This is a genomic window from Pedobacter sp. HDW13 (assembly GCF_011303555.1).
In the GTDB taxonomy this organism is placed as follows: Bacteria; Bacteroidota; Bacteroidia; order Sphingobacteriales; family Sphingobacteriaceae; genus Pedobacter.
Window position 1 is genome coordinate 2637220 of sequence record NZ_CP049868.1, and the last position, 13004, is coordinate 2650223.

Genomic DNA, 13004 nt, shown 5'->3' on the forward strand with positions numbered 1-13004 from the left:
AAAAATAACACTAATCATGAGCGTTTCTCCCAAGCCAGACCAAACAAAAGCCTTAACCATTGCAGTTACGGGCTTAAATGCCAACGATAATCCCGGCCCTGGCCTAGCGGTAATCAGGGCGTTAAAGGATGGTTTTGGAGAAAACTTAAGGATTATTGGCCTGGCCTACGAAACGCTGGAGCCTGCTATTTATTTAAGCAATTTGGTAGATAAGACCTATCGCATTCCTTACCCAACTGCCGGAACAGAGGCATTGAAAGAACGTTTGCTGCAAATTCAGGAAATAGAACACATTGATGTGCTGATCCCGAATTTTGATGCAGAGCTATTTAATTTTATTAAGCTAGAAAAAGAGCTGTTGAATATGGGTATCCATACTTTTTTGCCTACACACCAGCAGCTGGCCGCGCGCGATAAAGTAAATCTGCGGGCATTTGGCTATAAACACGGCTTTGATGTACCTGTTAGCGAAACCATTTTTGGTGTGTCGGAACTTGATCAGATAGCTGATAAATTAAGCTTTCCGCTGGTAGTAAAAGGAAAATTTTACGAGGCCAGTGTTGTACAGAATATCAGCGAAGCCTACAAAGCTTTTTACAAATTGCAAGCCAAATGGGGGCTGCCTATTATTGTGCAGCAATTTATTAAAGGCACTGAAATTAATATAGCCGGTCTTGCCGATGGTAGTGGAAATGCCCTTAGCGTAATCCCCATGCGTAAATTGTACATTACCGAAAAGGGTAAAGCCTGGGCAGGAATTACCATAGCAGACGAAAAACTGATTAACCTGGCTAAGGCATTTGCTAAAGCAACCTTGTGGAAAGGTGGTTTTGAGCTCGAAATTATGCGCGATGACAACGACGCTTTATATATTATGGAGGTTAACCCCCGTTTTCCGGCGTGGATTTATTTATCGGCTGCTGCTGGGCAAAACCAGCCCAAATTGCTGGTTGATTTGGCTTTGGGTAAGCCTGTACAAGAATTAACAGCGTACACTGCTGGTAAAATGTTTGTCCGCTATGCTTGGGATAATATTGTTGACGTAGCAGAATTTCAAAAGTTATCGGCTTTTGGAGAATTATAAAAAGGTAGAAAGGAAATAAACACTGGGCCGAATCGGGTCTTGATACTTCCTGCTAACCCCTTGATACTAATAGAAGATGAAACAAAAATACGAACGACCAACCATCAGGAAAATGAATACCGGACTTATGAACAAGTTTGGTACCCGTACTGATTTTGACCCTGTTGAAAGCATTGATGGCGTTGCCGTTAAAGACCTGGTTGAGCAATACGGTTCGCCGGTTTTTGTCTTGTCCGAAAAACAGATCAGGCGCAATTACCAGGCGGCGCTTCGGTCGTTTAAAACACGTTATCCGAAAGTGCAGTTTGCCTGGAGTTATAAAACCAATTACCTGAATGCCGTTTGCAGGGTTTTTCATCAGGAGGGAAGCTGGGCCGAGGTTGTATCTGGTTTTGAGTATCATAAAGCTTTGGGCAATGGCGTTGCCGGTCATCAGATTATCTTTAACGGACCCGATAAAAAAGAAGCCGATTTAATTCTGGCGATAGAAAATCATTCGCTCATCCACATCGATCATTTCGATGAACTTTATTTGCTGATTCAAATTACCGAAAGGATTAATAAAACTGCAAAAGTGGCTATTAGGGTTAATTTTGATACCGGAGTTTATCCGATTTGGGATCGGTTTGGCTTTAACTACGAAAATGGCCAGGCCTGGACCGCTATTGCCAAAATTTCAAAAGCCGATAAGCTGGAACTTGTTGGCCTGCATTGCCATATTGGTACCTTCATGCTATCAACAGCCGCTTACGGTATTGCTGCAACTAAACTTTGTCAGTTAGCGCTGCGATGTAAAAACGAACTTCAAAATCCGCTGCAATATATAGACCTGGGAGGAGGATTTCCCTCAACCAATACCCTAAAAGGAGCTTATCTACCAGGGGTAGATACGGTTCCATCAGTTGATGATTTTGCCGATGCCATTACCAATACCATTTTAGATGCTGGTTTTGCTACAGACGAACTGCCCCTTTTAATTTTGGAAAGCGGGCGGGTATTGATTGATGATGCCGGTTATTTGATTGGGAGTGTTTTGGCCAACAAAAGGCTAAGCGATGGCAGGCGGGCTACCATTTTTGATTTTGGTATCAATATTCTATTTACCTCTAACTGGTATGATCATAAAATAAGTGTTGCAAAAGAAGCGGGACAGTACACTGAAGAAACTGTTTTATTTGGTCCACTCTGCATGAATATTGATGTTGTACGCGAAAGCATTATGTTACCGCTATTAGAGCGGGGCGATCAGGTTGTTGTACATAAAGTTGGCGCTTACAACATGACGCAGTGGATGCAATTTATCAATATGCGGCCGGCTGTAGTATTGATTGATCAACATGGTAAAAGCCATCTGATCAGAAAACCCGAAAACCTTGCTTATTTAGAAATGATGGAGGAAGTACCCGATTACTTAAAATAAAACCATTAAAGAAGTTGAGAAAAAATCTGCAATATTACCTTAACGCTGCTTTAAATAGCTACGCCATCCTGTTCTTCTCGCAGAACCGGGTTTTAGGTGCCCTATTGTTGGTTGTTTCCTTTTTTAATTTCGATGCAGGGTTTACGGGGGTGTTTGCGTAATCGGCTCCTTGTTACTGGTTACCGTATTAGGTTTTAAAAAAGAAGATATTAAATCAGGACTTTATAGCTTTAATTCACTTTTGCTTGGCATTGGCTTCGGTACTTTTTTTGGTTTCAGTTTTGCTTTCTGGTTATGGTTAAGCGCAGCATGTTTGTTATGTGTGGTTTTAAGTGTTAACCTCACTTCACTTTTAGGTAAGTACGCATTGCCAGGACTTTCTATCCCTTTTGTGCTTACCTTTTGGATGGTTTTAATTGCTGCCAACGGCTATTTGGGTATGGGCTTACTGCAAAAAGGTAGCTCGCTGATATTTGAACTAAACGCAAATCCACCCTCCCGTTTTGCCCAGCTTTGCCATCTTTTCGATCACCTGAGCGTACCAGCATATGTACTGCTTTTCTTTAGGTCGGTTAGTGCTATCCTGTTTCAAAATAGTGTGCTTGCGGGTATAATTATCAGTATTGGGTTTTTTATCCATTCGCGCATTGGTTTTAGCTTGCTCGTAATCGGTTTTATTACCGCCTGTGTTATTAACCATCTTACCGGAACTTATCCAGAAGGCATTAGTAATTACCATTTGGGCGCAAATTTTATGATGGTTAGCTGCGCCATTGGTGGTTTTTTCCTTATCCCATCATGGCGTTCATATTTGTGGGCAATTGCAGTTATACCTTTTACCTTTCTTGTGCTCAATGGCTTATCTCGCATATTGGTGTTGTTTAACCTTCCTGTATTTTCATTGCCTTTTTGCCTGGTTACCATTGGTTTGTTATATTTTTTTATGTTGAGAAAAAAAGCGGGCAAACTTCAGCTTACTCCGTTGCAGCATTATTCGCCCGAAACCAATTTATACCAGTTTTTAAATGGCCAGTATAGGTTGAAAGATTTTAAATACTTTAATTTCAGTTTGCCATTTATGGGCGCGTGGACGGTTTCGCAGGGTTACGAAGGAGAAATTACACACAAAGGAGATTGGCAGCATGCATTAGATTTTGTATTAAAAGATATTGATAATAAAAGCTATCAACTGCCAGGATTAAAGCTCGAAGATTATTACTGTTTTAATAAGCCTGTTTTAGCAGTTGGCGATGGTGTGGTGAAGGAGGTAATAGGCCATGTAGACGATAATGCGATTGGCCAGGTTAATCTGCAACAAAACTGGGGAAATACCATTGTAATTAAACACGCCGAAAATTTATACAGCAAGGTTTCGCATTTAAAAAAGAACAGTATAAAAGTTAAAGTGGGCGACTATGTAAAACAAGGCGATATTATTGCACTTTGCGGCAATTCTGGCCGTTCGCCAGAGCCACATTTGCATTTTCAGGTTCAGTGCACGCCCTACATCGGATCCAAAACATATCCCTATCCCATTGCTTATTTCACTTCAGCAAATCAGGCTATATTGCATTCTTTCGAAATACCTGAGGAAGGAAGTGCTGTAGAACGCCCTGAAATAAACCCATATTTAAAGAATGCTTTTCATTTTCAACCTGGTTACATCGCTAGTGCTACAGGTGATAATGGACAGGTGGAAACCTGGGAAGTATTTACCGATGATTTTAACGCAACTTACTTTTTTTGCCAGGAGAACCAGGCTGTAGCCTATTTTGTAAGCAATGCCAATATATTTTATTTTACCAGGTTTTATGGCGATAAAAACGCTTTGCTTTTCCGTTTTTACCAGATTGCCTATAAAGTTAATTATTCGGCACAACCTGTAGCCGATAGGTTTGCCATAGATGCTGAAAGTTTTAATCCGGCTTTATGGCTGCAAGATATACTGGCTCCATTCTACAGTTTTGTCAGGCATAACTATTGCAATTCTGTTAAAACGGATGCAAGCGCATTAATTATACATGCAGCAGTAAACAAACAACTTTCAGGGGGCAGTAAACAATTGTCGAATGGTGAAATTTTTATCGGATATAAAGGCATAAAGGAGTTTGCTGTTCAATATAAAAACAAACATTTAAAAGTAAAATGGGAAACAAGTTCAGTTTAACAGCCTTGCTTTTAATTGTTTGGATAACAGTTGCCAAAGCGCAAAGCAATTATCAGGCAACTGATAGTACTTCTTTGGCGCTTTTTAATGCTGCCGAATGGCAGCAACTTATTGTTTTTGGTAAAGCGGCAATTAATAAGGGCGAAGATTTCCCCTTGCTGCGGTTGCGTGTCGCCTATGCCTCATTTGTTCGTGGTAATTATATTGATGCGCTTGTTCAGTACAATAAAGTTTTAGCCAATGATAAGCACAACCAGATTGCCCTTTACTATGCTTATTTATGTAACATTAATTTAAACCGGCCGGAGAACGCTGGCTGGCTTGCCGTTGCTTTAGATACGGCAAGAGTAGAAGGCAAACAATTAAGACCGTTTAAAATTACTTCGGCAGGGGCAGAGAGTGGGATTAAGTTTACCAATATTTACGAAAGGGGCAACTCTTCCTATTCGAGGGCTTTTGTTAATTTCGGTCTCACTTACAAGTTAAATTTATCAACCTCGTTTTCCTACTATAATCAGCCCGTACACGATGATCATATTGTACAGCCAGGCTACTATGCAAAATTAAGTTATACGCCCCTTAAAAGATTTAGCTTTATTGGGGCCTATCATTACATGCGGTCTGATTTGAGGCAATTGGTGTATCAGAACAATGCGATCTTGTTAGGCGTTAAATATGCAGGAGATGCCGGTGATTTACAGGGAGATTTTGTCTTATCGCAAATTGGCGATGAAAAAACAAGGCAGTACAACATGCAATTTGTAAAATATTTATCAGGAAATCTGGATTTTTACAGCATTAGCCGCTTTTCACTGGTTGATGTGTTAAGTGATCATAACATAGTTGTACAGCAGTTGTTTGGCATTAAGCCCATCAGCAAACTTTGGTTTGAAGGTGTGGTAACCTTAGGTAACCAATACAATTATGCAGAAGCTGATGCATTGTATATTTATAACGGATTCGATAAAACGAAGTTCAAAGCCGGAGCAAACTGTTATTTTTTGTTAAAACAACATCTACTTTTAGGATTGAATTATACATTTGAACGTAAATCTGATAATATCTTTAAATTTAACTATTTACAACACTCAATTAACGGAGGCATTACATGGAGTTTTTAAAACAATTTATGGTAGTTGCAATTCTTGGCTTATCTGTATTTGAGGCAAATGCTCAAACCAATGTTGCATTGCAAAAGGCCTTCCAAAATAGTTATAACAACGAAAGTAAAAAGAGTTATACCGAAGCCATAAGTGATATAATGCCTTTTTATGCCGAAAATAATTATGAAACCAACCTCAGGATAGGGTGGTTGTATTATTTGGCCAAGAACTATACTGCATCTCAAAATTATTATAACAGGGCAATTGCAGCACGACCAAATTCGGTTGAAGCGCGGTTTGGTTTAATAAAAGCCCTGTCGTTGTTAGGCAGTTGGGAGAAAGTGATGGAGCAATATAATAGCATCATTAAAATTGATCCTCAAAATACGCAGGCAAACTATTGGGTGGGGGTAATTATCTACAACCGGAAACAGTATGTAAATGCTTCCAAGTATTTTGCCAGGGTTGTGGCTTTGTACCCTTTTGACTATGATGGCAATCACATGTTAGGTTGGTCTTTATTGTTTTCAGGCAGAAAATCAGAAGCAAAAGCTTGTTTTGAACGCGCATTATTGATAAAACCAGGTGATACATCGAGCACAGATGGGCTAAATAGATCGGTTAAATAGGGCTTAAAAGGCAATTAATCAATATATTTAGCAATTATTTAAATATTAAAAAATAAAAAAGTGATTTATAGGTATTTAAGTCTATATTTGACGCAAATTAAAATACAATATAATGCAACAAGGAACAGTAAAATTTTTTAATGAAACTAAAGGTTTCGGATTTATCATCCCGTCAAATGGCGATGCCGAAATTTTTGTTCATGCTTCAGGCTTAATTGACAACATTCGCGAGAATGATACCGTAAACTACGAAGTAGAAGAAGGTAGAAAAGGCCTAAACGCGGTAAATGTTAAAGTAGCTTAAGAAAACTCAAACACATAAATCGTAAAAGGTCCCGATGTAAATCGGGACCTTTTTTTTGCTTTTGAATGTAGGTTTTGCAGTAAGCAGGTCTATCTGCCTGCCAGGTTTTTACTGATTTCGTCGTCAACTAAATCCAAATTCAGATCGTTATTACTTAATACCGTACCGTTTTTGTCAGCCAAAAAGAAATAAGTGATGCTGTAATTACTTATCTTTTTTGCATTTGGGGATTTTGCTCCCTTTAAATCAGCATATTGTGGCCAGTTTAGCTTATCGTCTTTAATTACATTTATCCACCAATCTTTCTTTTTGTCGTAGGAGATACCAATAAACTCGACATCTTTATTTTTATACTTATCATAAAGCGTAGTTAGAATGCGGTTGTTTTCTCTGCTTTTTGTGCTATAAGATGCCCAACAGATAAAAAGATTGACCTTTTTTAAGATCTTGGAATCGAATTTCTGTCCCTGCTGGTTTTCACCTTCAATATTTGGCATTTTGCTTCCGGCCATCATTTTGCTGGCTTGCTCGGTCTCTTTTAAAAGTTGCTTACCTCTTTTACTTTCTTTAACCTCATCATCTAAGCTGTTAATAATAGATGTGTAAAGGTTAGGATCAGTTTCGGCCCTGCCATAACGCTCCAACAGAAAAAGGCTTAATTCAGACCCCGGGAATTTTTTAGCGAAAGCTTTTATAGCATTAAACTCGAAGTGGATTTTTTTCTCTCTCCAGCGATCTGCATTTTTGGCCCGCTCCATAATGTTGTTTGGATTTGCCTTATCCAACTCATCTTCTACTATCACGAGACTATCCATTAGGTTTTTGGTCAGGTTTTGGCGTATTTTATAAAAGTCAATAAATTCTTCACCCTTTTTTGAGGGGAGGCTTTTAAAGGGATAAGCGTTGATGTCTGATCCATCTAATACCCCATCGAAATTTCCTTTATCCAGATAAAAGAAATACTCCTGTTTTTTCGTGCCATCTTCTGTTCTTAAAATGGCATAGCCTTTATTAAACACATTGATCTTAAAATGTTGTTTTCCATTGGTGATGTTTTCTACTTTTAGTGTTTCGCTATTTTCAGAACTTTGAATGGTAATTACCGCATTCGGGCCAAAGTTTTTGGTTTCTACATTAAAGGTAGCAGGTGCAGGGTCGCATGCAGAGAACAGGCAGGCGACGAGCGCAATCAGGTAGAGCTGTTTTTTCATGTTTGATTATTTGGAGAGCTAAATATAACGAAAAGTTTAGTTGGTTTAATTAGTGTAAGTGAAAATAAATCTTTAGTATATCTGCCATGTGGGTAAAGAAACTATTACAATACAGTTTATCGTAGTAACTTGGGCTGTTGTTCCTCCATAAGATGAGTAATATTCTATTATAAAACCAGAATAATCGCCTAATCTTCCATTTATCTCTGAATATGCTTTAGAATGTTTCTAAATAAATGTTTTATCGTTGTTTTGTCATATTCGTTTATAAATTAAACTCATAATTAAATACTTTTGCAAGAAATATAGATATAAATCCTAATCAAATGAGTGGTTTCGGAAATGCGTTTTCTTCATCAATAGGGAAGAAATTCATCATGGGTATTACAGGTTTGTTCCTGATACTTTTTTTAGTAGTACACTGTTTTATTAATGCATTAATTTTCATTAATGACGGTGGCTTAACCTTTAACATTGGGGCGCACTTTATGGCCACCAACTGGCTTATTAGGGCGGGCGAAATTGTGTTGTTTATTGGTTTGCTTGTACATATTTTTCAGGCATTAAGGCTAACCTTGCAAAACCAAAAAGCACGGCCGGTCAAATATGCAGTAAACGATGGTAAGGCAAATAGTAAATGGTATAGCCGCTCAATGGGTTTATTGGGTACACTATTACTTATTTTCTTAGTAGTTCACCTAAAAGATTTTTGGGTAGTTTCTCGTTTTACCGGCATACCAACTGTAGATGCCAATGGCCACGAAGATTTGTATGCAGTAATGAGAGAGAAATTCCAGGATCCGGTAAGGGTTGTGGTGTACATTTTAGCTATGTTTTCTTTATGCTACCACTTATTGCATGGTTTTGCTTCGGCTTTCCAAACATTAGGATGGAACCACTCAAAATATAACGGTATAATAAAAGGCTTAGGTGTTTGGTATTCGATCATTATTTCGATTCTTTTCGCCGCAATGCCAATTGCAGTTTATGCAGGTTTAATTAATTAGTTTTTAGCACAAAAGAGATATGTCAGATATTAATTCAAATATTCCAGAAGGCGAGTTAACAAGCAAATGGACTAAGTATAAGTCTTCTGTGCCTTTGGTTAACCCATCGAACAAAAGAACTATCGAAGTAATTATTGTAGGTTCGGGTTTAGCAGGCGCATCGGCGGCAGCTACTCTGGCCGAAATGGGTTACAAAGTTAAATGTTTCTGTTTCCAGGATTCACCGCGTAGAGCACACTCCATTGCGGCTCAGGGTGGTATCAATGCAGCAAAAAATTATCAAAATGATGGCGATAGCACTTATCGCTTATTTTACGATACCATTAAAGGTGGCGATTACCGTGCCCGCGAAGCCAATGTGCATCGTTTGGCCGAAGTAAGTGCCAATATTATAGATCAGTGTGTGGCCCAGGGTGTGCCTTTGGCACGCGAGTATGGCGGATTGTTAGATAACCGTTCATTTGGTGGTACACAGGTTCAACGTACTTTTTATGCTGCGGGTCAAACCGGTCAGCAATTGTTATTGGGAGCTTATTCTGCTTTAGAACGCCAGATTGGTATGGGTAAAGTAGAAATGTACACCCGCCACGAAATGCTTGAGGTTGTTAAAATCGATGGCAAAGCCCGTGGTATTATTGCACGTAACTTAATTACCGGCGAAATCGAACGTCACTTCGGTCATGCAGTGGTATTGGGTACAGGTGGTTACGGAAACGTATTCTATCTTTCTACCAACGCTATGGGTAGTAACGTTACAGCAGCATGGAAAGCACACAAACAAGGTGCTTACTTTGCAAATCCTTGCTATACACAAATTCACCCAACCTGTATCCCTGTTTCCGGCGATCACCAGTCAAAGCTAACGCTGATGTCTGAATCGTTACGTAATGATGGGCGTATCTGGGTGCCTAAAAAGAAAGATGATACCCGTAAAGCTTCAGAAATTCCTGAAGATGAAAGAGATTATTACTTAGAGCGCCGTTACCCTGCTTTTGGTAACCTGGTTCCACGTGATGTGGCCTCACGTGCAGCTAAAGAGCGTTGCGATGCAGGTTATGGTGTGGGTACATCTAAATTAGCTGTTTACTTAGATTTTAAAGCCAATACCGAGCGTTACGGAAAAATTGAAGCTGCTAAGGCGGGTAACCACAATCCGGATAAAGAAACCTGCATGCGTTTAGGTACTGCCGTAATTAAAGAAAAATACGGTAACCTGTTCGATATGTATGCGCAGATTACAGGTGAAAACCCTTACGAAACACCAATGCGTATTTACCCTGCGGTACACTATACCATGGGTGGACTTTGGGTTGATTATAACTTAATGACTTCGGTACCGGGTTTATATTGCACCGGAGAGGCTAACTTTTCTGATCACGGTGCTAATCGCTTAGGTGCATCGGCTTTAATGCAAGGTTTAGCCGATGGTTATTTTGTTTTACCTTACACCATTGGTGCTTATTTATCAAAAGAAATTTCTACCAAAGCTATTCCGACCGATCACCCTGCGTTTGTAGAGGCCGAAGAAAGAGCTGTAGGCATTTTAAATACCCTGATCAACATTAAGGGAACAAAATCTGTAGATCATTTCCACAAACGTTTAGGTAATATCATGTGGGAAAAATGCGGTATGGCCCGTAACGAGAAAGGTTTAAACGAAGCAATTCAGGAAATCAGGGCTTTACGCACCGAATTCTGGAGTAACGTTCGTGTACCTGGAACAGTTGATGAGTTAAACACTGAGTTGGAGAAAGCTGGCCGCGTTGCCGATTTTATCGAATTAGGTGAGTTAATGTGTATCGATGCATTAAACCGTAACGAGAGTTGTGGTGGTCACTTCCGCGAAGAATACCAAACGGAAGAGGGTGAGGCATTACGTGATGATGAAAACTACGCATACGTTGCCGCATGGGAATTTAAAGAAGGTGTAAATTTCGAGCTTCATAAAGAAGAATTGAAGTTTGAAAATATTAAAGTAGCACAAAGAAGTTATAAATAGCAGAGTGCATAGGGCAAAGTGTTGTAAAACACTTTGCCCTATGCTCCCCGCCTAAATCTCAATATCATGAGTACAGGAAATATGAACTTAACGCTAAAAGTTTGGCGTCAAAAAAATAACAATGCCAAAGGTGCTTTGGTTGATTATAAATTATCCGGTATTTCGCCAGATATGTCTTTCTTGGAGATGTTCGATGTGTTAAACGAAGATCTGATTAATAAAGGCGAAGAACCAGTGGTGTTCGATCACGATTGTCGCGAAGGTATTTGCGGAATGTGTTCGATGTTCATCAATGGTCGTCCACACGGACCAAAAGATCTGGTAACTACCTGCCAGTTGCACATGCGTTCTTTTAAAGATGGAGATACCATTGTGGTTGAGCCATGGAGAGCCGCGGCTTTTCCGGTAGTAAAAGATTTAACGGTAGATCGTTCTGCATTTGACAGGGTTATTGCTGCTGGTGGCTTTATTTCGGTAAATACCGGTAATGCACAAGATGCCAATAACCTGCCTATTCCTAAAATGCAGGCTGATGCGGCTTTCGAGGCGGCAGCTTGTATCGGTTGTGGTGCTTGTGTAGCTACTTGTAAAAATGCCTCTGCAATGCTTTTCGTATCGGCAAAGGTTTCTCAACTGGCATTGTTACCACAAGGTCAGCCAGAGCGTTATCGCCGTGTACAAAGCATGGTAGCGCAAATGGATGCCGAAGGTTTTGGTAACTGTACCAATACCGGTGCCTGCGAAGCAGAATGCCCTAAAGGAATTTCTTTAGAAAATATTGCCCGTATGAACCGCGACTTTGCTTCTTCGAAATTCATTTCAGAAGAAACAGTTTAAAAATATACTGTGCATCCAGTTTAACAGCTGGATTGTTAAGCCTCCACCTAGTGGGGGCTTTTTAGTTTAAAACGCTGGTATAAGCCACGTCCTTTTTATGCGCTTTGTCATTTAATAAATTGCTTTTAGAAGGTAAACCTGATTAAAAACATGATAAAACTGGTTAAATCGAAAATAATAATAATACAAATCCTAGTCGTTTTTTAACCAGCGGTAAAACTGAATTTAGCTATCGATTTAACATTTATGTGGTGTATTGAAAACATACGAAACGAGAAACCTTAAAATCGAAAGCTAGGGCAACAAACAGTCGACAAAATAAAAGTTTGCGAAACTGACAATAATTCTATGTATGCATATTAAAGTTTTGCCTAAATGGAAATTTTATTCTGTAATATTTGCATATACATTAAAGTTTTTCTAAATTTATTGCTCCGAGACAGGAGAGAAAACATAAAACCCCGGCAATTTTTTGCTGGGGTTTTGTGTTTTTTAGGTTAGGAATGGTAATTAGTTAAGTGCGAAATTAACGTTGATGTTGTATTTTACACGTACCGGTACACCAAACTGAATACCTGGATTCCATTTCGGTGAACCTGAAATAACCCTTATGGCTTCTTCGTTAATGTCGGCGCTAACTCCGCGCATTATTTTTACGTTGCTTAACTCACCATCTTTTTCTACAATGAACGATAAAAATACCCTTCCCTGAATCTTATTCCTTGCCGATTCTTTTGGGTATTTGATATTAGCGCTTAAATACTGATAAAAAGCTTTTAAACCGCCCGGAAATTCAGGTTGTTTCTCTATGCTAACGAAGTCGAATGTTCCTTTGGCAATCGAATCTCTCGAGGGGTTGACAGTTTGGCCTGCCTTCATTACCATATCGGGTTTTGTTGCAATATTAAGCTTAGCTATCTTTTCTTTAAGGGCAATATTTTCGGCGGTATTTTGTTTTGCCCTGGTAAATACAATGAGCAGGCCATTGTTATCGTTAATTCCAAACAGGGCAGTTTTATTTCTGTCTTTTAAAATGGTTGCAGATTCAATGTCTTCTTTTTTAAATTTACGCAAGGTATCCACGCCGTTTACTAATAGTTTGCCATCCAAAATAACGGATGGTTTAGTGGTAACGGGACTTACCTCCTGCGCTTGCAGGGCAGAAAAAAGGGTTAAAAGACTGAGCAGTGTAAATAGATATTTTTTCATGCCCAAATATAGTATTTACTAAATTCAGACTTGC

12 protein-coding genes are annotated in these 13004 nt (G+C 39.2%); 10 read left to right on the forward strand and 2 right to left on the reverse strand.

Annotated features, from left to right (window positions below; translation table 11 throughout):
* The first annotated feature begins 16 nt into the window (after nt 1–16).
* The 7 genes from G7074_RS11165 to G7074_RS11195 all read left to right on the forward strand — a co-directional run bounded on the left by G7074_RS11165 (nt 17) and on the right by G7074_RS11195 (nt 6707).
* Nucleotides 17–1084, forward strand: coding sequence for an ATP-grasp domain-containing protein (locus G7074_RS11165; RefSeq protein WP_124558110.1), 1068 nt, complete (start codon nt 17–19; stop codon nt 1082–1084).
* A gap of 76 nt (nt 1085–1160) precedes the next feature.
* Nucleotides 1161–2504, forward strand: coding sequence for a diaminopimelate decarboxylase (locus G7074_RS11170; RefSeq protein ID WP_124558109.1), 1344 nt, complete (start codon nt 1161–1163; stop codon nt 2502–2504).
* 14 nt (nt 2505–2518) lie between these two features.
* Entirely contained in the window at nt 2519–2665 is a 147-nt protein-coding gene (locus tag G7074_RS11175; RefSeq protein WP_166208417.1) for a hypothetical protein, read from the forward strand.
* Between the two features lie 8 nt (nt 2666–2673).
* Nucleotides 2674–4671, forward strand: coding sequence for an urea transporter (locus G7074_RS11180; protein WP_166208419.1), 1998 nt, complete (start codon nt 2674–2676; stop codon nt 4669–4671).
* The gene (locus G7074_RS11185; protein ID WP_124558107.1) at nt 4650–5792 is read left to right on the forward strand and encodes a hypothetical protein; all 1143 of its coding nucleotides are present in this window, start codon (nt 4650–4652) and stop codon (nt 5790–5792) included. The genes G7074_RS11180 and G7074_RS11185 overlap by 22 nt, the downstream gene beginning before the upstream one ends.
* An 8-nt stretch (nt 5793–5800) precedes the next feature.
* On the forward strand, nt 5801–6403 hold the full coding sequence (locus G7074_RS11190; protein WP_158673977.1) for a tetratricopeptide repeat protein: 603 nt from the start codon (nt 5801–5803) through the stop codon (nt 6401–6403).
* Between the two features lie 112 nt (nt 6404–6515).
* Nucleotides 6516–6707: a cold-shock protein gene (locus G7074_RS11195; RefSeq protein ID WP_039472718.1), complete on the forward strand. Its 192-nt coding sequence runs from the start codon at nt 6516–6518 to the stop codon at nt 6705–6707.
* Between the two features lie 89 nt (nt 6708–6796).
* Here G7074_RS11195 and G7074_RS11200 read toward each other — a convergent pair whose 3' ends face one another.
* A complete protein-coding gene (locus G7074_RS11200; protein WP_124558105.1) occupies nt 6797–7918 on the reverse strand; it encodes a thioredoxin family protein in 1122 nt (373 codons plus the stop codon).
* Nucleotides 7919–8244: 326 nt separating this feature from the next.
* Between G7074_RS11200 and G7074_RS11205 the strand changes: the two genes are divergently transcribed.
* The 3 genes from G7074_RS11205 (at nt 8245) to G7074_RS11215 (ending at nt 11761) form a co-directional block, all read left to right on the forward strand.
* Nucleotides 8245–8925, forward strand: coding sequence for a succinate dehydrogenase cytochrome b subunit (locus G7074_RS11205; protein WP_124558104.1), 681 nt, complete (start codon nt 8245–8247; stop codon nt 8923–8925).
* A gap of 19 nt (nt 8926–8944) precedes the next feature.
* Nucleotides 8945–10924: a fumarate reductase/succinate dehydrogenase flavoprotein subunit gene (locus G7074_RS11210; RefSeq protein WP_124558103.1), complete on the forward strand. Its 1980-nt coding sequence runs from the start codon at nt 8945–8947 to the stop codon at nt 10922–10924.
* A 66-nt stretch (nt 10925–10990) separates the two neighbouring features.
* Entirely contained in the window at nt 10991–11761 is a 771-nt protein-coding gene (locus tag G7074_RS11215; RefSeq protein ID WP_124558102.1) for a succinate dehydrogenase/fumarate reductase iron-sulfur subunit, read from the forward strand.
* Nucleotides 11762–12271: 510 nt separating this feature from the next.
* On the opposite strand, the gene G7074_RS11220 is transcribed toward G7074_RS11215, so the two are convergent.
* Nucleotides 12272–12970, reverse strand: a complete 699-nt coding sequence (locus tag G7074_RS11220) for a TonB family protein (RefSeq protein ID WP_166208421.1) — start codon at nt 12968–12970, stop codon at nt 12272–12274.
* Nucleotides 12971–13004 lie beyond the last annotated feature (34 nt).